General features: G+C 63.8%; 17 protein-coding genes. 3 read left to right on the top strand and 14 right to left on the bottom strand.

The window, feature by feature from the left end; translation table 11 throughout:
* Window position 1 precedes the first annotated feature (1 nt).
* The 6 genes from MRY75_RS07285 to MRY75_RS07260 form a co-directional block, all read right to left on the bottom strand.
* On the bottom strand, window positions 2-1,033 hold the full coding sequence (locus MRY75_RS07285) for an efflux RND transporter periplasmic adaptor subunit (RefSeq protein ID WP_292306498.1): 1,032 nt from the start codon (window positions 1,031-1,033) through the stop codon (window positions 2-4).
* Window positions 1,034-1,194: 161 nt separating this feature from the next.
* Window positions 1,195-2,691: a TRAP transporter large permease gene (locus MRY75_RS07280; protein WP_292306497.1), complete on the bottom strand. Its 1,497-nt coding sequence runs from the start codon at window positions 2,689-2,691 to the stop codon at window positions 1,195-1,197.
* Entirely contained in the window at window positions 2,688-3,272 is a 585-nt protein-coding gene (locus tag MRY75_RS07275) for a TRAP transporter small permease (protein WP_292306495.1), read from the bottom strand. The genes MRY75_RS07280 and MRY75_RS07275 overlap by 4 nt, the downstream gene beginning before the upstream one ends.
* A gap of 63 nt (window positions 3,273-3,335) precedes the next feature.
* On the bottom strand, window positions 3,336-4,370 hold the full coding sequence (locus MRY75_RS07270) for a TRAP transporter substrate-binding protein (protein ID WP_292306494.1): 1,035 nt from the start codon (window positions 4,368-4,370) through the stop codon (window positions 3,336-3,338).
* 65 nt (window positions 4,371-4,435) lie between these two features.
* Window positions 4,436-5,167, bottom strand: a complete 732-nt coding sequence (locus MRY75_RS07265; RefSeq protein WP_292306493.1) for an SDR family oxidoreductase — start codon at window positions 5,165-5,167, stop codon at window positions 4,436-4,438.
* Window positions 5,168-5,249: 82 nt separating this feature from the next.
* A complete protein-coding gene (locus MRY75_RS07260) occupies window positions 5,250-7,031 on the bottom strand; it encodes an IlvD/Edd family dehydratase (protein WP_292306490.1) in 1,782 nt (593 codons plus the stop codon).
* A gap of 90 nt (window positions 7,032-7,121) precedes the next feature.
* Here MRY75_RS07260 and MRY75_RS07255 point away from each other — a divergent pair, with 90 nt between their 5' ends.
* Window positions 7,122-7,463 carry a RidA family protein gene (locus tag MRY75_RS07255; RefSeq protein ID WP_292306489.1) on the top strand — a complete coding sequence of 114 codons (342 nt, stop codon included), beginning with the start codon at window positions 7,122-7,124 and terminating at the stop codon, window positions 7,461-7,463.
* On the opposite strand, the gene MRY75_RS07250 is transcribed toward MRY75_RS07255, so the two are convergent.
* The 5 genes from MRY75_RS07250 to MRY75_RS07230 all read right to left on the bottom strand — a co-directional run bounded on the left by MRY75_RS07250 (window position 7,454) and on the right by MRY75_RS07230 (window position 13,275).
* On the bottom strand, window positions 7,454-8,434 hold the full coding sequence (locus tag MRY75_RS07250; RefSeq protein WP_292306487.1) for a 2-dehydropantoate 2-reductase: 981 nt from the start codon (window positions 8,432-8,434) through the stop codon (window positions 7,454-7,456). The two genes, MRY75_RS07255 and MRY75_RS07250, sit on opposite strands and share 10 nt — an antisense overlap.
* Before the next feature lie 145 nt (window positions 8,435-8,579).
* A complete protein-coding gene (locus tag MRY75_RS07245; protein WP_292306486.1) occupies window positions 8,580-10,109 on the bottom strand; it encodes an acyl--CoA ligase in 1,530 nt (509 codons plus the stop codon).
* A gap of 34 nt (window positions 10,110-10,143) precedes the next feature.
* Complete coding sequence (locus MRY75_RS07240) at window positions 10,144-11,661, bottom strand: tripartite tricarboxylate transporter permease (RefSeq protein ID WP_292306484.1); 1,518 nt, start codon at window positions 11,659-11,661, stop codon at window positions 10,144-10,146.
* Window positions 11,662-11,676: 15 nt separating this feature from the next.
* Window positions 11,677-12,165, bottom strand: a complete 489-nt coding sequence (locus MRY75_RS07235; RefSeq protein WP_292306482.1) for a tripartite tricarboxylate transporter TctB family protein — start codon at window positions 12,163-12,165, stop codon at window positions 11,677-11,679.
* 120 nt (window positions 12,166-12,285) lie between these two features.
* Entirely contained in the window at window positions 12,286-13,275 is a 990-nt protein-coding gene (locus tag MRY75_RS07230; protein WP_292306480.1) for a tripartite tricarboxylate transporter substrate binding protein, read from the bottom strand.
* Between the two features lie 166 nt (window positions 13,276-13,441).
* On the opposite strand from MRY75_RS07230, the gene MRY75_RS07225 reads away from it, so the two are divergent.
* Both MRY75_RS07225 and selD read left to right on the top strand, forming a co-directional pair.
* On the top strand, window positions 13,442-14,848 hold the full coding sequence (locus MRY75_RS07225) for a short-chain fatty acyl-CoA regulator family protein (protein ID WP_292306478.1): 1,407 nt from the start codon (window positions 13,442-13,444) through the stop codon (window positions 14,846-14,848).
* Window positions 14,849-15,277: 429 nt separating this feature from the next.
* Window positions 15,278-17,446 (top strand): selenide, water dikinase SelD, encoded by a 2,169-nt coding sequence (gene selD, locus MRY75_RS07220; RefSeq protein WP_292306476.1) that lies wholly within the window; start codon window positions 15,278-15,280, stop codon window positions 17,444-17,446.
* On the opposite strand, the gene mnmH is transcribed toward selD, so the two are convergent.
* The 3 genes from mnmH to MRY75_RS07205 are packed head-to-tail and all read right to left on the bottom strand — an operon-like array spanning window position 17,428 to window position 21,506.
* The gene (mnmH, locus tag MRY75_RS07215) at window positions 17,428-18,483 is read right to left on the bottom strand and encodes a tRNA 2-selenouridine(34) synthase MnmH (RefSeq protein ID WP_292306474.1); all 1,056 of its coding nucleotides are present in this window, start codon (window positions 18,481-18,483) and stop codon (window positions 17,428-17,430) included. The genes selD and mnmH overlap by 19 nt on opposite strands.
* A gap of 5 nt (window positions 18,484-18,488) precedes the next feature.
* Window positions 18,489-19,061: a membrane integrity-associated transporter subunit PqiC gene (locus MRY75_RS07210; RefSeq protein ID WP_292306473.1), complete on the bottom strand. Its 573-nt coding sequence runs from the start codon at window positions 19,059-19,061 to the stop codon at window positions 18,489-18,491.
* A 15-nt stretch (window positions 19,062-19,076) separates the two neighbouring features.
* Window positions 19,077-21,506, bottom strand: coding sequence for an MlaD family protein (locus MRY75_RS07205; protein ID WP_292306471.1), 2,430 nt, complete (start codon window positions 21,504-21,506; stop codon window positions 19,077-19,079).
* Window positions 21,507-21,516: the final 10 nt, after the last annotated feature.

Raw genomic sequence — 21,516 nt, 5'->3', positions numbered from 1 at the left:
CTCAGTTCGAGAAGCCGGCAAAACGCTTGACGCGATCACCATCCGCCAGCTGGCTTGCCCCGCTCGCCACGATCTCTTCGCCCGGCTCCAGCCCGTCGGTCACACGCACATCGCCCCGGATCGTCGGCTCCACCGACACGGTACGGCGGGCAACCGTGCCCTCGTCCGCGCCCGTTGGAGTAAAGACCATCACGGTCGGGCTGCCATCATTGGTCGTGCTCACCGCAGAGGCCGGGATCACGATGTCCTGCGCCCCGCCGTTCAGCGTCGCATAGACCGTGACCGAAGAGCCCGGCAGGATCGTCTGATCCTCGGGCGGCGCCATGCCCAGGGTGATCTGGTATGTTTGCCCCACCTGCGAGGTTTCCGCGTTGAATTCGCGCGGCGTGACCGGGTATCGTGTGTCGTTTGTCGGAAACTGCGCCCACAACTCGATATCGGGGTCGGTCCCGGCGCGCTGGAACAGCACTTCGGGTACGTCGATTTCGATCCGCAGGTCCGACATGTCGTGCAGTCGCGCAATCGGCGTGCCCGGCGAGATGGTCGCGAAATTCGCCACGTTGCGCGAGGCCACCAGCGCGTCAAAGGGCGCGTGCAGCGTGGCATTGTCCAATTCGCGCCGGGCATTGCGCACCGCGATCTCGGCCAACTGCAAAGAGGTTTGCGCATCGTCCACCGACACCTGGCTGACCGTGCTGCCTTCCAGCTTCTGCAGCCGTTCCAAGGTCCGCTCCGCCTGATCCCTCTGCACCCGGGCCTGATCCAGCGCCAGTTCGAACGGCTCCAGATCAAGCTGCGCCACCTGCGTGCCCTTGGCGATGCGTGCGCCTTCGATCACCGGCAGATTGACGATCTGCCCGCCAACCTGAAACGCGAGATCCACCGTTTCCTTGGCCACGACATGACCAAAAAACTGACGCGTCACGGCACTGTCGCCCGATTGGACCTCGATGATCTTGGCCAGTCTCATGTCTTGGGCCAGCGCCGCGACCGGGCTGAGAACGAGGAAAAGAACGGTAATCAGGCGGCCCATGACAGAACTCCGAATGTTGCGCGAGGCTAACACGGGAACGATCTATGTCCTGTGACGTTCCCGCAAATCTTCCGCACTAACTAAACTGATTAGTTCAGTTTTCCAGAGCCAATTTCCATCTGTGAAGAAAACGCCCTGTGCACATGCGCACAGAAACCGGGTCAATAGAGCCAGAACAGCGTAATCGCTGGGAACAACACCAGCAGGATCACCCTCACCAGATCGGACGCAACGAACCAGATCACCGCCTTGTAGGTCTCCATCATCGGCGTGTTCCGATCCATCGAATTGATGATGAACAGGTTCATCCCCACCGGCGGCGTGATCAGCCCCACCTCGACCACGATCAGCACGAGGATGCCGAACCAGATCGCCACCCATTCGGCCTCGATCCGGTTCGCCATGCCTTGGGTCACACGAATGTCCAGCGCCTGCATCTGCTCGCGCGTCAGTTCCATCCCAGCCGCCATCGCCGACTGGATCGAGGCCAGCATTTCCTGCGTCATCCCTTCCGGGATACCCGCCGCGAGCACCTCGCGCGCCGCATCGGCCTGCATCACCGCCAGATCGACAAAGCCGAAATCCATGACGGAAATGACCGGGAAAAAGATCGGGATGGTCAGCAGGATCATCGACAGGCTGTCCATCAGGCAGCCGAACACAAGGTAGAAGAGCAGGATCAGCGACAGCACCATGAACGGGCTGAGGCCCATCTCGACCACCCAGTTCGACAATTCCTGCGGCACTTGCGTCAGCGCCAGAAACCCGTTGTAGAACGCCGCCCCCAGCACGATGAAAAAGATCATCGCGGTGCTGACCGCCGTCTGGATGATGCTCTGCTTGAACACCTCCCATGTCAGATTGCCCGACACGAGCGCGATCAACCCGGTGCCCGCCGCGCCCACAGCCGCGCCTTCCGTTGGTGTGAACCACCCCAGGTAAATGCCGCCGACCACCAGCCCGAAGACAAGCAGCACTGGCCAGACATCGATCAGCGCCCGCACCCGTTCGCCATAGGGGACCGGGTCGCGATGCCCCGCCGCTTCGGGGTACCGCCGCACATAGATTGAAATGGTGATCATGTAGCCGATGGCGGCCAGAACGCCGGGAATGAACGCCGCCAGAAACAGCTTGGCGATGTTCTGTTCCGTCAGGATCGCATAGATCACAAGGATCACCGAGGGCGGGATCAGGATGCCCAGCGTGCCCCCTGCCGCCAGCGTTGCCGTGGAAAACCCGCCCGAATAGCCGTTGCGCCGCAACTCCGGCAAGGCCACCCGGCTCATCGTCGCCGCGGTGGCCAGCGACGATCCACAGATCGCGCCAAAGCCCGCACAGGCTCCGACCGACGCCATCGCCACCCCGCCCTTGCGATGCCCCAGCCACGATTCCGCCGCCTTGAACAAAGCCTGCGACATGCCCGAAAGGGTCGCAAACTGGCCCATCAGCAGGAAGATCGGAATGATCGACAGCGAATAGCTGGAAAAGGTCGAATAGGTCTCGGACTTGAGCCGTGCCAGCACCACGTCCGGACTGCCAAGCGCCAGCCACAACCCGCCGATCCCGCAGAGCATCATCGCAAGCCCAATGGGCGCGCGCAGGAAAATCAGCGCAAGCAGGACCGGAAAGGACCAGATGCCAAGCTCCAGCATGCTCATGCCGCATCCGCTCCTGATGCCGGAAGAACCGACCGGCCCGTTGCGGCATAGGTCACGCGGCCGACCGAACAGTAAAGCGCCGTCACCGAGGCCACCAAAGCGGCCACGAAACTGGCCGCATAGGCCCACCAGACCGGGAATTGCAGCAGAAACGAGGTCTCGCCATTGCCGAGCTTGTCGAGAAGCCCGGCGAACAGACGCCATGTGATCAGCCAGATCACCAGCGTCAGAACCACGTCCCAGAACGCGATCAGCCACGCATTGGCCTTGCCCGACAGCCGTGACGTGAACACATCCACCGTCGCATGGCCTGCATACAGCTGGCAGATCGGCAGGAACGCAAAGATCGAGAATGCGATCCCCGCCTCGACCAGTTCGAAATCGCCCGTCACCGGCCCGACCCCGCTGGCGATCAGCCCATCGGCAAAGCCCTGCGACAGCGCCGTGAGCCATCCCGAATGTCCCATGGAATTCAGCCCGCGGCCCAGCACCGACACGCAGGTCAGCAGCACCAGCGCCACAAGGACCACACCGCCAAGGATCGCCATGCCCCGAGCGAGGCGCTCAATCGCCGTCTTCATGCCGCACCGCCCCTCGCCGTTCTGCGCGCCGCCCAAGTCCCTGCCCGGGCGACGCCGCACGCTTTACTGCGTGTTGTGCTTGTCCAAAAGCTCTTTCGCCCGCGCGATCAGAGCATTTCCGTCAATGCCCTTCTCATCCATCTCGGAAATCCACTCGGCTGTCGTGGAAGCGGCAGCTTCGCGCCACGGACCGGCATCCGCTTCGGAAATCGTGATCAGATTGTTGCCCATATCGAGCGCCGCCTCCCGCGACGGCGTGTCATCCGCCTGCATCTGCGCTCCGGCCATGCGGCTGAACTCGGCCCCCGATTGGGAATCGATGGCCGCCTTGAGATCATCTGGCAGGCTCTCGTACTTGGCCTTGTTCATCGCAAAGATGAAGGTGGTGGTATAGATCGCCGGCCCCTCGAACTCGGTGTGGTTCTCGACCAGTTCCGCCACCTTCAAGGCGCCCGTCACTTCCCACGGGATCACGGTCGCATCCACAACCCCCTTGGACAGCGCCTCGGGGATGGCTGGCACCGGCATGCCCACGGTGGTTGCCCCCAGATTGGTGAACAGCTTGTTCGTCACCCGGGTCGGCGCACGCAGCTTTACGCCATTCAGATCACCGGGCGTGGTGATCGGATCGGCGGAATGGATCACGCCGGGGCCATGCACCCAGACCCCCAGCACTTTGAAATCGGCAAAGTCCTGATCCATCATCTGCTCTTCGGCCAATTCCCAATAGGCGGCCGACATGTCGCCCGCATCGGTCATGGTGAAGGGCAGTTCGAACACCTCGGCGCGCGGGAAGCGGCCCGGCGTATACCCCGCCACCGTCCAGATGATGTCGGCCACGCCATCAATCGCCTGATCGATCAGCTGCGGCGGCGTGCCCCCCAGCTGCATCGACGGGAAATGCTGGATCTCGATCCGGCCACCGGACGCGTCCATCACCCGCTCCGCCCAGGGCACCAGCACGTTCTTCGGCACATTGGCCTGCGCCGGCAGGAACTGGTGCATCCGCAGCGTCACCTCCTGCGCAAAGGCGCCTGTGCCCAGCGTCAGCGCCAGGGCCGTGGTTCCAGCGAGCCTGAGAAATGCGCGCTTGATCATGGTAATCTCCTCCCAATTGTCTGACGGCATAAACGCACGAAGCTCTGCCCGAATCCAAGGGAAATCTAGCCGCGCCCGATATAGGGCATGGTCGTCGCCATCACCGTCATGAACTGCACATTGGCATCGAGCGGCAGGCTGGCCATGTGCAGAACCGACGACGCCACATGTGACACATCCATCACCGGCTCCACCGGTTTGCCCGCGTCGATCGCCTGTGCCCGCAACCCGTGCACGATCTCGGTCTCCGCATTGCCGATGTCGATCTGCCCGCAGGCGATGTTGAACGCCCGCCCATCCAGAGACAGCGTCCGCGTAAGTCCTGTGATCGCATGTTTTGACGCCGTGTAGGGCACCGATCCCCAGCGCGGCACATGGGCCGAGATCGACCCGTTGTTGATGATCCGCCCGCCCTGCGGGTCCTGCCGCCGCATCTGCGCAAAAGCCGCCCGCGCACAAAGGAAGCTGCCCGTCAGGTTCACATCGATGCAGCGCTGCCAATCCTTCAGCGGAATCTCGTCAATGGTCGCCCCGAACACGCCGGTGCCTGCATTGTTGAACAGCGCATCAAGCCGCCCCCAACGCTCCACAACCTGCGCAAAGGCCGCCTCCACCGCCGCCGCGTCGGTCACATCGCAGGGCAGCGCCAGCGCCGCCTCCGACCCCGCCGCAATCTCTTCGAGCGGTGCCGCCCGTCGCCCGATCAGCCCGACGCGCCAACCCGCGCCCAGAAACGCCTCGGCACAGGCGCGGCCAATCCCGCTGCCAGCCCCCGTGATGATGATCGTCTGTCCCATGCCCCCTCCCATGCTTCATCTTGCCAAATAAACTCCGGGGGGAGTCCGCCAAAGGCGGACGGGGGCAGCGCCCCCTACCCGATCAGTGATTGTCCCGCGGCAAATCCTTGGCAATCCGCTGATACGCCGTCGCCAACTCAAGGCATCCACCATCCGCCAATTGCCCGACATGGCGACGATAGATCTCCTGCCACGGCGTCTGGCTGACGATCTCCGGTGCCTGCCACGCCGCCTTGCGCGCCGCCCATTCGGCGTCATCCACCAAGGCGTTCAGGGTCGACGCGTTCAGATCCAGCCGCACCCGGTCCCCGGTCTGCAAATAGGCCAATCCGCCCCCCACAACCGCCTCGGGCGAGGCGTTCAGGATCGACGGGCTTTCCGACGTCCCCGACTGGCGCCCATCCCCCACCGTCGGCAGGTGATTGATCCCCGCCTTCACCAGCGCATCCGGCGGCTGCATGTTCACCACCTCAGCCGATCCGGGATAGCCGACACAGCCCACGTTGCGGATGAAGAGGATGCATTCCTCGTCAATCGCCAGCGCGGGATCATTGATCCGGTCGTGGTAATCCTCAGGCCCCTCGAACACGATCGCCCGCGCCTCGAACACACCTTCCGCGCCGGGTGTCGACAGGAACCGCTTGCGGAAATCGGCGGAAATCACGCTGGTCTTCATCAGGGCGCTGTCAAACAGGTTCCCCGAAAGCACCTTGAACCCCGCCTTGTCGCGTAGCGGCGCGTCATAGGTCGTGATCACGTCCCGGTCCAGACTTTCCCAAGACGCCAGCACATCGCCCACCCGCTGCCCCGAGGCGGTCATCACCCCCTCATGCAACCGCCCGGCTTTGCGCAATTCCCCCATCACCGCAGGCACCCCACCCGCGCGGTAGAAGCTCTCGCCCAGATATTCGCCCGCCGGCTGCATGTTCACCATCAAGGGAACGTCGAAGCCGATCTTCTCCCAATCGGTCACGTCCAGCTCAACCCCCGCATGGCGCGCGATCGCCTGCAGATGGGGCGGGGCGTTGGTCGACCCGCCAATGGCGGCATTGACCACAATCGCATTTTCGAACGCCTCGCGCGTCAGGATGTCCGAAGGTTTCAGATCGTCGAGCACCATCTGCACACAGCGCTTGCCCGTCTCATAGGCCATCGCCATCCGCTCGCGGAACGGCGCCGGGATCGCCGAATTGCCGGGCAAGGACATGCCCAGCGCCTCGGCCATCGCGTTCATCGTCGAGGCCGTCCCCATCGTGTTGCAATGCCCCAAGGATGGCGACGAGGCACAGGCCAGTTCCATGAACTCCTCATAGCCGATCTCGCCCCGCGCCATCAGACGCCGCCCTTCCCAGATCGTCGTGCCCGACCCTGCGCGCTTGCCCTTGTACCAGCCATCCAGCATCGGCCCGCCATTGAGCGCAATCGCCGGAATGTCCACCGTCGCCGCCCCCATGAGCTGCGCCGGCGTGGTCTTGTCACAGCCCGTGGTCAGCACCACCCCGTCGATGGGATAGCCATGCAGCACCTCAACAAGGCTCAGATACGCCAGGTTCCGGTCCAGCGCCGCCGTCGGGCGCTTGCCGGTCTCCTGAATTGGATGCACAGGAAACTCCATCGGAATACCCCCGCCATCGCGAATCCCCGCCTTGATCCGGTCCATCAGGAACACATGGATCTTGTTGCAGGGCGCGAGATCCGACCCGGTATTGGCGATGCCGATGATCGGCTTTTCCGCCTGCAATTCCCCTTGGGTGAAGGACTGGTTCTGATAGCGCTCCAGATAGAGCGCGGTCATGCCCGGATTGTTGGGATTGTCGAACCATTCCTGCGACCGGAACCGTTTGCGCGCGCGCGTGTCGGACATCTGATCTCTCCCCTCATCTGTCCCAGTCGTTCTGGACAATCCGCGCGCCAACAGCAAGTGTCAGCGCAAACATTGAACAGGAGATACCCCATGATCGAACGCCAGGAGATCGGCACGCGGATGAGCAAGATCGTCAAACACAACGGCACCGTCTACCTCTGCGGTCAGGTGGGCGCAGGCGACACCGTGACCGAACAGACGCAGGACTGCCTCGCCCGCGTCGATGCGCTGCTGAAACAGGCCGGATCCTCGCGCGAACAGATGCTGCAGGCGATCATCTGGCTGTCCGACATGGCCGATTTCGCCGAAATGAACGCCGTCTGGGATGCCTGGGTGCCCGAAGGCCACGCCCCCGCACGCGCCTGCGGGGAGGCCAAGCTGGCCCGCCCCGAGCTCAAGGTCGAAGTGATCGTGACCGCCGCTTACGAATAAAGCCCGGCGGTCCGCGCCCGAAGCTGCACCAGCGCCAGCACCGTGTCGATTGTCGGTGTTGGCACACCCACCACGCGGCCCAGCTCCTGCACCGATCCGACCAGCGCGTCGATCTCCATCGGACGGCCCTGATCCAGATCCTGCAGCATCGACGTCCGGTGCGCGCCGACAGCCGCCCCGCCATCAATGCGCCGTTCCACATCAATCGGGAACTTCACCCCCAGCGCCTCAGCAATCTCCTGCGCCTCGAGCATCATGCCCTTGGCCACCGCCCGCGTACCCGGATCGGTGCAAAGTACGTCGAGCGTCGCATGGGTCAAAGCCGAGATCGGGTTGAAAGACAGGTTGCCCCAAAGCTTCACCCAGATCTCATCCCGCAACCGGGGCCGCACCGGCGCCTTGAGCCCCGCCGAAGACAGCGCCTGCGACAGCGCCGTGGCGCGCTCCGACTTCGACCCGTCCGGCTCACCCAAAGAGAACCGGTTCCCCTCGATATGCTTGACCACGCCGGGCTCGATCACCTCCGCCGCCGGATAGACGACACAGCCCAGCACCCGGTCCGGCCCGAACCCGTCCCATTGCGCATTGCCCGGGTCCACGCTCTCCAAACGTGTGCCTTCATGTTCTCCGCCGATCTTGTGGAAATACCACCACGGCACCCCGTTCACACCCGACACGATCGTCGTGTTCGGCCCGATGAGCGGCTGCATCTTCTCGACGATCGGAGGCACCGAATGCGCCTTCAGGGTCACGATGATGTAATCCTGAACCCCCAGATCCGCCGGATTGTCCGAGGCGGTCACGGACACAACGGTCTCTTCCCCGCCCTCTTCGATCAGCTTCAGCCCGTTGGCCTGCATCGCCGCCAGATGCGGCCCGCGCGCCACAAGGCTCACATCCGCCCCGGCCTGCGCCAGCTTCACACCCATATAGCCGCCGATGGCGCCCGCTCCGAATACGCAAATCTTCATCGCTCACCCCAAAACGATCCGCCGATGGTCTGCGAACCGCTCCTCCTTCATCTTGCCAAATAAACTCCCGCCGGAGGCTCCCTCACGATCCATCCGACACGACCGCCGATCAAAGGCGCAGGCCGGGCATCTGCCCGGCCGCCTCTCACGCAGGCTCGACCAGCCCCAGCTTTTCCGCCAGACCGATCCGCTGCATCTTGCCGGTGGCCCCTTTCGGGATCTCGTCCAGAATGATCACCTTGCGCGGCACCTTGAAATCCGCCATGCGGCTGGCCGCGAAATCCCGGATCTCGCGCTCGGTCGTCTCGGTGCCATCCTTCAGCACAACAGCCGCTGCCACTTCCTCACCCAGCTTGGGGTGCGGCAGGGCAAAGGTCACCACCTGCGCAATCGCCGGGTGGTCCAGAAGCACGCCATCCACCTCGAGCGGCGAGACCTTCTCGCCGCCGCGATTGATGATTTCCTTCAATCGCCCGGTGAGATGCAGGAACCCATCCGCATCGAACGCCCCCTGATCGCCGGTGCGGAACCAGCGCTTGCCATCCGCTTCGAAGAAGTTCTTGGCGTTGGCGTCGGGGTTGCTCTCGTAGCCGGGTGTCACGTTCGGACCAGAGATCACCACCTCGCCTGTCCCGTCGATCAACCGGTTCTCGGTCTCATGCGCCACGCGCACTTCGGGACCAGCGGCCACACCCACCGCACCGGGCTTCTGCCGGTCGAACGGGTTGCAGCACATCTGATGCGCGGCTTCGGTCATGCCATATGCCTCGATCACCGGCGCGTTGAAGGTCTCGCGGAGTTGCTCCATCACCTGAGCGGGCAAGGACGCCGAAGACGAGCGCAGGAAGCGCAACGGCACCTCTGCGATCACATCCGCATTGCGTCCCGCGCGGGTCAGGATGGCCTGATGCATGGTCGGCACGGCGGTGTACCATGTGGGCGTCGCATCGCGCATCCAGCCAAAGAAGCGCAGCGCGTCAAAGCCCGGCGCGCACCAGATCGACGCCCCCACCGACAAAGATGCCGACACCGCCGCAATCAACCCATGAATGTGGAACAGAGGCATCACGTTCAGGCATCGGTCGTCAGACGTCAGGTTCAAGGACGCCGCGATGTTATGCGCCGACGCCGCCACGTTCGACTGCAACAGCGGCACGATCTTCGGTCGCGACGTGGTGCCGGATGTGTGCAGGATCAAAGCCACATCGCCGTCCGCCGGATCACTCGCAGGCACCGCCGCCCCGGTTGCGCCATCCGCGGACAGGGTGAACTGCCCGGCAGGCGCGCCCTCGGCCACAACGGTCCGCAGCACCATCAGACCCAGCGTCTTCGCCGCAGCAAGGGCCGGTCCGTCATAGCCATCGGCCAGCACAATCGCCTTGGCACCCAGGTCTTCGAGGTAGAACGCGTATTCATCCTCGCGGTAGGCCGGGTTCAAAGGCGCGGTTGTCGCCGCCTGCGCGATGGTCACGAAGGCCGCCGCCATTTCCGGCCCGTTGGGCAGCACGATCGCCACCCGGTCGCTTGGCCCGATCCCGAAGCCGCGCAAGGATGCGCTCACGTCTGCCGACAAATCCCGCAGCCCGCCATAGCTGAGCCAGTCCCGTCCCGGTGCGCCCAATGCCTTTGCATTCGACGCGTGTCCCTCCAGCAGTGCCTTGACGTTTGTTGCCATTGCCCTGTCCCTTCTTCAGTCAGTTGTAGTCAGTTCATTCCGCCGGAGCGATGCTCCGGGCGCCACCCTTGCGCAGATACTTAACAAGTGGGAGCACAAAGAAAAGCACGGCGATGGCAATAAATGTCCCCGACAGCGGTCTTTCGACAAATGCCAGGATGTTGCCCTGCTCGGAAATCAGCGTCTGACGGAAGCTTTTCTCCATCAACGGGCCCAGCACAAGCGCCAGAACCAGCGGCGCCAGCGGGTAATCCGCCTTGCGCAGCAGATAGCCCGCCACACCGAAGCCCGCGATCAGCCAGACATCGTGCATCTTCTGGCTCGGAGCGAACCCGCCCACGATGCAGAGCACGATCACCAGCGCACAGAGCACGGTAAACGGCATCCGCAGCGCCCAGACAAACAGCGGGATCAGCGCGATATTGATCGCCACGGCGGCAAAGTTCGCCGTGTAGAGCGACGAGATCAGGCCCCAGACGAAATCCGGCTGCTCGATGAACAGCATCGGCCCCGGCATCAGACCCCACATCACCATCCCACCCAGCAACAGCGCGGTGGTCGGCGATCCGGGAATGCCCAGCGTCAGCATCGGCAGCAGCGACCCGGTCGAGGCGGCATTGTTCGCCGTCTCCGGTGCGGCCACACCTTCGATATTGCCCTTGCCAAAGCTCTTGGGATTCTTCGACGTGGACCGCGCAATGCCATACGCCATCAGGGCAGCCGGCGTGGCCCCTGCCGCGGGCAGCATGCCCACAAAAAACCCAAGGAACGACCCAAGGCTCATGGTGCGCCACATCCGGTTCATGGTCCGGATGCCATCGCCCAAATCACGCAGCGAAATCTTTGCCGGGGTCACCTGCGGCGCGGTGCGCGAGGTTTCGATGGTATAGAGAATCTCGCCGATCCCGTAGACCCCGATCGCCAGCACGAGAAAGCTGATCCCGGCATAAAAGCCCGGCAAATCGCCGAAGATCAGGCGCGGCTGACCCGAGATCAGATCGAGACCAACCGTGCTCAGCACCAGCCCGAGACAGATCATGATGATCGTCTTCAACTTGTCGTCTCCGCCCAGCCCCACGAATGTGGTGAACGCCAGAAGCACCAGCGCGAACTCCTCAGCCGGACCGAAGGCCAGCGCCAGATCCGCCAGAGGCACCGCGAACAGCGTGAAGAGCAGAACCGAGATCGTGCCCCCGACGAAAGACGCCACCGCAGCGGCGATCAGCGCCAGACCCGCCTTGCCCTGTTGCGCCATGGGCCGCCCGTCGAATGTCGTGGCCACCGCCGTTGACGCGCCGGGTATCCCCAACAGGATCGACGAAATCGCCCCGCCATACATCGCGCCATAATAGATGGCACAGAGAAGAATGATCGCCGAACTCGGCGGCACGATAAAGGTCAGCGGCAGCACGATGGCCACCCCGTTCACCGAACCCAGCCCCGGCATCGCGCCGATGAAAAGCCCCGCTGTCACGCCCAGGAGGACGATCATGATATTGAGCGGCGACAGGGACGTGGCAAAGCCGTCCGCGAGAAGTGCAAGCGTATCCATGGTTCCGGCCCCCGATCAGAAGAACATTGCGTAAAGCGGGAAGAAAAGCGGCTCAGTCACCCCTTTGGGCAACAGGATCTTCAGCGTCACCTCGAAAAAGAAGAACACGAAGACCGGCGTCGCGAAGGTCAGGATGCCGGTGAGCACCCATCCGTGTCCGCCATAGATCCGCAGGTACCAGAAGAGGAACAACGGCAGCGCCACATAGGCGCCCACCACAGGGATCAGCGCAATGGTCACGAAGAGAGACAGCACCACCATGATCACGTTGCGCAGCATGTGGCTGTCGAAGAAATGCTGCGAGGACGGCGCCTGCGTCAGGCTGCGCACAAGAACGCCCGCAGCAGACAGAAGCATGAGCAGCGAAAGCCAGAACGGGAAAGCCCCACCCCCTGGCCCGCCGGTCATTCCGTTCCACCCGATAGGCAAGGCGGTGGCGTGCCACATGAAATAGGCGGATAGTGCCATGATGGCGATGGCGATGACTCTGTCTGCGACAAGCATCCTGTTCTCCCCGGTCGTCTGGTTGGTCTGGTCCGGGCACCCCTGCCCGGTCGTCAAAACAGGCCGGGGTGGAGATCACCCCGGCCCGACGCCAGAAATCTGGCGATCGATCGTCTTGGCTCAGGACGAGCTGTCAGCTTCCATGTCGGCCAGAATGGCCGCATGCTTCTCGCGCTCCTCGAGGAAGTAAGCCTGCAGCGCATCGCCGGACAGGAAGTCGGGATCCAGCGCCTCATCGGCTGTGTATTTCTTCCATTCCTCGGTTTCGCTCAGCTGGCGGAACATCTCGGTGTAGTAGGCCACCGCCTCAGCCGGCATGCCTTTGGGTGCCACGAACGAGCGCTGCATCGTGTAGACGATGTCGTGCCCAAGTTCGCGTGCGGTCGGCACATCCGGGAAGGCTTCGATGCGCTCGGTGGTGAAGGCCGCGATCGGACGCGATTTGCCCGCCTTCCAGAAACCCATCTGTTCGGAGGGGTTGTTGACGGTGCTGTCGATATGGCCCCCGACCAGATTCTTGGCCACGTCGCCGCCGCCGTCGAAGGGAACATAAGTCACTTCAATGCCGAATTCCTTTTCCAGCATCGCTGTGAGCAGGCTGTCTTCCTGACCGGTTCCGGTGCCACCCATCTTCCATGATCCGCCAGCCGCTTTCACCGCCGCCACATAGTCGTCGAGGGTCTGAATGTCGCTGTCCGCGTTCACCCACAGCACGAAAGTGTCGACCGCCATGCGCGCAATCGGCGTAAACTCCTCGATATCGACCCCGATATCCGTGCGCAGAGGCGTGGTGAAATAGCTGTTCAGCGTCGCCATGATCTTGTGCGCGTCGCCCTCGTTGTCCTTGAGATACCGCAACGCTTCGGCGCCCGAGCCACCACCCTTGTTGACCGGCAGGATCGGCATGGACGCCAACCCTTCCTTCTGGATGATCGACTGGAACAGACGCGCCAGACGGTCTGCGCCACCACCCTGACCGGCCATGATCACCATTTCGATGGGTTTCTGCGGCTTCCAGCCTTCTGCCAGCGCCGACGTGGCTCCCGCTGCGATCATCGCGATGGACGCAACACCTGCCAGTGCCGCACGACGTGTCATTTTGTAGATCATGTAATATCCTCCCGATCAAAAAGTCCGCTCCCGTCAGCCGCGATTGCAACCTCTCCTCTATCGGACTTGAGAGGATAGATATCGTGACGAAATATAATTTCACCCTTAATGCGGTCGTGATGTTAATTCTTGCCACAACAAGTTTTGTTTTTGTAAGGTTGTAAACATGAGCAAGACCTTTGTTGGCCCACAATTGCGGCAGTTGCGCCGCCAGATGAAGCACACGCAGGCCGAAATGGCCCAGCGGCTGGGCATTTCCGCCGCCTATGTCAACCTGTTGGAAAACAACCAGCGCAGCCTGTCGGTGCAGGTTCTTGTCGCGCTGACCGAAGCCTATGGCGTGGACATGCGCAGCCTTGTCACCAATACCGAAGCAACCCGTCTTGCCGACCTGCGGGCTGCGGTGCGCGATCCGATCTTTGGCGATGACCCACCTGACCTGACGGAATTGCGCGCGGCGCTCGATCATGCCCCGACATTGGTCGAACGGTTTCTGCACCTGCATCAGGCACACCGGTCGATGGCCGACCAGTTCCGCAGGCTCGCCGGGCAGACTGGCGGCAGCGACCTGCGGTTCAAGACACCCGAGACCGCGATCCACGACGTGTTCCGCGCACACGAGAATCATTTCGACCCATTGGAACGACAGGCCGAAGACCTGCGCGCAAGGCTGGGTGGGTCGCATGACGACATGTATGCCTTGCTCAAGCGTCACCTGCGACTTGAACACACTGTCACCTGCACCGTGCAGAAACTCTCGGACATGCCCGGTGCACTGCGCCATTTCCGAGAAACGGACGGCATCGTGCACCTGTCCGAGGCGCTGGATCATCCCAATCGGGTGTTTCAGCTCGCCCATGTGATCGGCCTGCTCGAAGCCCGTGACACCGTGCAGAGCTATGTCGCAGCCTCTGGCATAACGTCCGATGCGGGCCGCGCGCGGCTGACCGTGGAACTGACGAATTATTTCGCCGCGTCGCTTCTCATGCCCTACACCGAATTCCTGACAATCGCCGAGGCCACGCGGTACGATATCGACCGGATTATCTCGGGCTTCGGTGTCAGTTTCGAAATGGTGTGTCAGCGGCTGACGACGCTGCAGCGCGATGGGCAGCGCGGCATCCCGTTCTTTTTCCTGCGTGTCGACCGGGCTGGCAACGTGTCGAAACGGTTCAATGCCACCACGATCACGCTGGCCGAAGAAGGCGGTGCCTGTCCGGTCTGGGACATCCACGGTGCCTTTCAGGTTCCCGGCCAACTGCTTCCGCAATTCGTCGAAATGCCCGATGGCGGGCGGTTCTTCACTGTCTCGCGGACATCGGACCGGCCGAATGTCGGCCAGCGCTATCAGGATCGCCGACTTGTGGTTGCCATCGGCTGTGACATCGACCAGGCGCATCGGATCGGGTACGCGCAGCGCTTCAACATGGAGGACCGGACCCTGTTTGCCCAGATCGGGACCAGCTGTCATGTCTGCCCGCGCACCGCCTGTCCGCAACGCGCGCATCAGCCCCTGCACGTAACCTTGCCGGTAGACGCCTATCGCCGCGGTCAGACCCGTTACGAAAGCTGATCGGACGAGCAGCATGATGGCGACCCATCGCCCAATCCGAAACCGGAGGGACTGGCGGTTGTGGCACTGACCACCCGCAAGAGATGACCGCTGTCTTGGCATAACTCCTCTCTGTCTGCGCCCACGTAACCATGGGCAAATTGCTACGGTTCTGCACGCCTGCCAAAGGACCAGCCCGACCGGAAGCAAGGCGGGACACATTGCAGCCGCGGACCTCGGACTAGGACGCAAACCGTAACGACTCACTTCTGCATTGAAGAAATTTCTGCCTGCTGCGCCCCAATCGCCCGATCCACGCGCCCTGCCGGTCCGGACCACCCGCCACCCGTGCCCGCACATCTGGAATGGACACGCAAGACTGACCGCCCGTCGCATGGGACTGCGGCGTGGCCCATGCTAAGCCGACCGAAAGGATCAAAGGACACGCCCATGCAGCAACCACCTCTGCCGCTCACACAGGACCTCGTTCTCGTCGGAGGTGGGCACACCCATGCATTGGTGCTGCGCAAATGGGCCATGAAACCGTTGCCCGGAGCACGCGTCACGCTGATCAATCCGGGCCCGACAGCGCCCTATTCCGGGATGCTGCCCGGTTTCGTCGCAGGGCATTACAGCCGCGAGCAGCTCGACATAGACCTCGTTCGCCTCGCCCAAGTCGCCAACGCCCGGCTCATCATGGGGTCCGTGACCGCGATCGACCCGGCCAGCGCCACGCTTCACATCGACAACCACCCGCCAGTGGGGTTCGATGTCGCCTCCGTGGATGTCGGCATCACCTCCGATATGCCGGACCTGCAGGGCTTTGCAGAGACTGCGATCCCCGCCAAACCGCTCGGGCCGTTCGCCGCCCGATGGGACGCGTTCCGCAATGAGACCGGCCCAGCGCGCGTCGCCATTATCGGGGGCGGCGTGGCTGGGGCCGAGCTCGCCATGGCGATGGCCCATGCTCTGGCACAGCGTAGCCGCGCCGCGACGATCCATCTGATCGATGCGTCCAAAGCGCTGTCCGCCCTGCCGGCCAAAAGCGCATCGGCTCTGCGCGGCGCCCTTCATGACCTGGGCGTCACTCTGCATGAAGAGGCGTCGATCACGCATCTGGCAGACAATGCCGTGCACCTGCAGGACGGCACCCTGATCGAGGCCGATTTCATCACAGGTGCTGCGGGCGCACGTCCCTACCCGTGGCTGGAAGCCAGCGGGCTCGCCACCAAAGACGGGTTTCTCAGCGTCAACGACCGCCTGCAAACGAGCGATCCCCGCATCTTTGCTGTCGGCGATTGCGCGCACATGTCCCACGCCCCCCGGCCCAAGGCAGGCGTCTACGCCGTGCGGCAAGCCCCCGTTCTATATCATAACCTGATCTCCTCCCTGTCTGGCGGGCCGCTGAAGTCGTATGTCCCACAAAAAGATTACCTGAAGCTTATTTCGCTGGGAAAAAAAGCCGCCTTGGGCGACAGGTTCGGACTGACCTTTACCGGCCCCTGGGTCTGGACCTGGAAGGACCGGATCGACCGCAGGTTCATGGAGCAGTTCGATGATCTGCCAAGAATGCCCGTACCGCCCCTGCCGTATCCTCGTGCCAAGGGCGTGCAAAAGGCGATGGGCCCGAAACCGCTCTGTGGCGGGTGCGGTGCGAAACTGGGCCGCGATGCGCTGTCCCGGTCGCTTGCCACCCTGAACCCCATGCAGCGCACAGACATCACGCCTCTGCCCGGCGACGATGCGGCGCTGTTGCACACGGGCGGGATGCGGCAGGTCTTCACAACAGATCACCTGCGCAGTTTCTGGCCCGACCCGGCCGTCATGGCGCGGATCGCCACGCATCACGCGCTGGGGGACATCTGGGCCATGGGAGCGAGCCCGCAGGCCGCGACCCTGTCGATCACCCTGCCGCGTCTGTCCGAAGAACTGGCCGAACGCACCCTGACCGAGGTCCTCGGCGCGGCGCAAACCATCCTGCAGGATGCGGGCGCAGACATTGTGGGTGGGCACAGCACTATGGGCGACGAGCTGACCATCGGTCTGGCCATCACGGGGCTCTCTGACCGCGATCCCATCACCCTGTCCGGCGCGAAGGACGGTGCTGCGCTGATCCTGACCAAACCGGTCGGCACCGGCGTGATCATGGCCGCGCTGATGTCCGGCAAGGTGCGCGGCGAAGATGTTGCTGCAGCGCTGGAGGCCATGCAGCAGGGCCAGAAAACCGCAGCGCAGGTCCTGGGCAGCAAGGCCCAGGCCATGACCGATCTTACCGGGTTCGGCCTTGCCGGGCATTGCCAGAACCTCTGCACAGCCTCCGGGCTTGCGGCGACCCTGGCGCTGGAGGCGATCCCGCTTCTGCCGGGGGCACTCGCACTGTCAGAGCGCGGCGAGCATTCCTCGCTCTACCCCGCCAATCGCGCGGGATTTCCGGACATCCCGGATACGCCGCAGACACGGCTGCTTTTTGATCCGCAAACCGGCGGCGGGCTGCTGGCGGCGGTCCCAGCACGGCAGGCCCAGGACTTGATCGACACGCTGCGCCGGAACGGGCATCCGGGCAGCGCGATCATCGGCCATCTTCATCGCGGACCGATTGGTCAGATCTCCATCGCCTGAAGCGCCGCTGCAACCTCTCCTGCGACCTGTTCCAAATCTGACGGCTTCAGCCCCTCTGCCGTGATCCGTGCCATCACCTGAGGGGCCATCGCCTTCATCGACTTCGCGTAGGCGAGGTCGTAATGGTCTTCCATCAACGACCGCGTAAGCGCCCGTTTGTCCCCCGCAGCGCTCAGCCGGGTCCACTCCGCCACAAGCGCCTCGCCCCGATGCGCCCTGAGCGGCGCCAAACGCGCCTGCAATGTTTCGCGGTCGGACAGAATGTCGTCATAGGCCCTCAGTAGATAGTCTGTCCGCGCCTCGAGCGGGGCCAGAAGCTCGATCCACGGCGCCACCTTCATCCCGTCCCAGAGCGAGGGCGGCACGAGAATCTGCCCGATCTTGCTGCTCTCCGCCTCGACCAGCACGGGCCGCGCCGGATCAAGGCGGCACAGCACTCCCGCAAGCGCGCTTTCGAACGCCTTTTGCGATGGCTGTTCACCCATCGACCCCAGAAGCGATCCCCGATGGTTGGCCAGACCTTCCAGATCGATCACCTGTATGCCACGTGCCGCCAGCAGCGGCAAAAGCTCTGTCTTGGCCGTGCCCGTATAGCCGCCCAACTGAACGAAGCGGAACGGCAACGGCTGATGGTGCAGCATGTCCGCGACAAGCCGACGATAGGTCTTGTACCCGCCCTGAACCACATCCGACCGCCAGCCGATTTCCTTCAACAGCCACGCGAACGACCCGGATCTTTGCCCACCGCGCCAGCAATAGACCAGGGGACGCCACGCTCCGTCATGATGCGACAAAGACCTTTCTATATGGTTAGCAGCATTGCGGAACACCAAGGCAGCACCGATCTTGCGCGCATCGAACGGGCTCACCTGCTTGTAGATCGTCCCCACCCGCGCGCGCTCCTCGTTGTCGAGAACCGGCAGGTTGATCGCGCCCGGAACATGGTCCTCGGCGAATTCGGCAGGGCTGCGCACGTCGATCACGGTGTCAAAACCGTGATCCAGCAGATCGGGCAGCGTCGCAGGGATCAGCGCCATGGCACCTAACGCAAAAGCCCGATCAATTCGTCCGACAGGGCCACGAGCGCCCGGCCCTGCGCGTCTGTCACCGCGGCGGCCGTGATCTCGGTGACCGGCACCGCGATGGCAAAGCGTTCAACGCGTTCGCGCGGGCGTCCGTCCACGGCGCTCACGGCCGCCTGTCCGGTGATCTCGAACACACCCGTGGCGCTGGCCAGCATCCTGTCGATACGTACATCGAGCCGGGCCGAGGGCCCATCCAGCAAGGGCCAGGGTTCGGCCGCAACCGTCGCGGTGCTGCGGTCATCCAGCAACTGCGCCAACGTGCCCGTCACCGCGCGCTGCGGATCGTCGGCCCACTCCGCATCCCCCAGCGGCCGCAGCGCGCCGTCTTCGCCCCGGACAAGAATCGACGTCCCGGAGGCATGGCTGGGCAGGGACACATCGCGCAGCTCGATGCTTTGCACGGACACGCGCGCACCGGCGGCCGTCGCCTGCGGCGCGTCGATCAGATAGCGCGCGCTGTCCGCCGATCCGCAGGCCGCCAAAGGCAGCGCGATCACGAATACCAGTTTGCGCATCATCAGTGGGGTCATCCTGTCCGTCCTTCCTCAGCGCCCGAAAATCAGCGAATTCGGGCTGCGTTCAATCTCGCGCGCGAGATCGGAAATCGCCCGCGCCGCGTTCTGCACCTCGCGCAGCGTCGACAGCGTCTGCGTGTTGAAATCCGACCGCGCGCCATAAGACTGCACCACCGCCTCGGTCTCGGCCACCAGCCGTTCCAGCCGGGCCGTCAGCTGCGGCAGGTCCTCCACCGACTCGGCCACCGATCCGGCCGCATCCGACGCCGATTGCAGCGTCGCGTTCAGGTTCTCGACCACGCCACCCTCGCGCAGTTCGGCCAGGGCGAGCCGCAGCTCGGTCAGAGCATCGTTCAACGTGCCCGGCAATTCGAGCGTGTCCTGCGACCCGACCAGCGCATCAACGCGGTTGAGCGTGCTGGTCGCGCTGTCCACCAGCCCCTGCAACTCGAGGTCCTTGGCCATCGTTGCCACGGATTCGATCTCGGTCAGCAGGTCGGGAATGTCGGTTTCCGTGATCTCGCGCAGGTTGGCGGTCAGCGCAGGTGCGTCCTGTGACGCCACACTAAGGTCCGCCATCGCCCGGTCGAGATTGCGCAGGCTCGATCCCAGCGCCTGCACCGCCCCTTCGGCCCGCACATCCGCCACCACGCCGCGCACATCGTCTATGGCCGCCGTCACAGCCGCGGGAATGCCCTGCACCGCCTCTTGCGCGATCAGCGCATCGACCCGGTTCAGCGTGGCCGTCGCGCTGGCCACCAGCTCGTCAAGCTTCAGCTCCTGCGCGGTCTGCGCCACGCCCTGCAATTCGGCCAGCACGGCGGGAATGTCCTTTTCGGTCAGTCGCGCCAGGTTTTCCGCAAGCGCCGGTGCCGATTGCGAAGCCGCGTTGATGCCGACCATCGCCTCGTCCAGGCTCGCCAGCGCACTGTTGAGCGACGCCACCGCGCCCCCCTCACGCACTTCGGCCACAAGCGCCGTCAGGTCGTTCACCGCCGCCTCGATCTGGGCCGGGATCGCCTGGATCGCTTCATTGCCCACAAGCGCCCGCGTATCGTCAAGCAGCGCCACCGCCGATCCCGGCACGCGCTGCAAATCCTCGTTCCGCGCCAGCTGCTCGAACGACTCCATCGTCCGGATGGCCTGCTGCATCACCTCCTCGATGGGCAGCGCGTTGATCCGCTCCAGCACGCCTTCGGCGGTTGCGGTGAAATCCGACAGGTTCGACTCGATGCTGGGAAGGCGTGGCGGCTCTCCGTCCACCTCGCGCAGACGCGCCGCCGGCGCGTCATCCAGCACCACTAGCTCGATCCGCAGATCACTCGACAGAAGGCTCTCCGTCGCAAGCCGTGCCCGCATGCCCGTCTCCACCGCAAAGCGGAAGAAATCGACGGTTTCCTCATCGCTGGTTCCCGCGGGCAAGCCCATACGCTGCGGGTCGATCGAGATGTTGACCAGCAGAGACAGCTCCGGCCCGAACGCCGTTTCGATCACCCGCGAACGCAGCTCCGTCACCACCCCGACCTCGAGCCCCTGGTAGGTGACATCGTCCCCCGCTTCGAGCCCGTTTACCGATTCCGCAAACTGGATCGCAAAGGGAACGCCACGCGCGGGGCCCCGCACCAGCGTGTTGCGCCGCGCGTCCTCTTCGGCCTCGTACAGCGTGAAAACATATCCCGGCGGCAGCGGCTCGCCATTTTCGTACACATCGTCGAAAGCCACACCGCCTGTCACAAGCGAAGCAAGACTGTCGAAATCCACCGAAAAGCCCGATGTGCCGAAGGACAGCTCAAACCCGGAAGTGTCCCAGAACCGTGTCGCCTGGGTCAGCCGCGCGTCATGGGGCGCGTCGATGAACGCATCCACCAGCACCGTGCGCCCGTCCGCCGACAGGCGCGGCGTTTCCAACCGTCCGACTTCGACCCCGCGATACAGCACGGGCGACCCGTTCGAGATCGTCGTGCCATCATCCGTCGCCAGTGTGATGCGCCGCCCCGGACGCCCCGGCTGGTTCAATGGCGGCGTATCCGATCCCCGGAACTGCTGCGTGACCGGACCCAGTGTCGTGTCCCACGCGCCCTCGATATAAACGCCCGACAGCACTGTCGACAGTCCGCTGATCCCCCGCGCCGACACCTCGGGCCGCACCACCCAGAACGCTGCCTCGTCGTCGATGAACGGCGCCACCTCGTTGTCCACGCGCACGTAGACAAGCACCTGACCCAGATCGGTGGTGAAACGGACGTCCTCGACCGTGCCCACGACCACATCGCGATAGCGCAGCGTGGTTTCGCCGGCCACAACGCCCGAGGCATTGCCGAATGCGATCTCGATCAGCGTGCCGCGATCGGCAAAGCTCTGCCACGCGATGCCCAGTGACACGCCCAGCGCCAGAAGCGGCACCAGCCAGACAAAAGACAGGTTCCGCCACAATGACTTGCGAGGCGGGGAGACGGTCATGTCTGCGGGG

Source organism: Marivita sp., from assembly GCF_022763305.1.
Classification (GTDB): domain Bacteria; phylum Pseudomonadota; class Alphaproteobacteria; order Rhodobacterales; family Rhodobacteraceae; genus Marivita.
The sequence above is the reverse complement of the archived record's forward strand: the minus strand, read 5'-3'. Positions and strand labels throughout refer to the sequence as shown.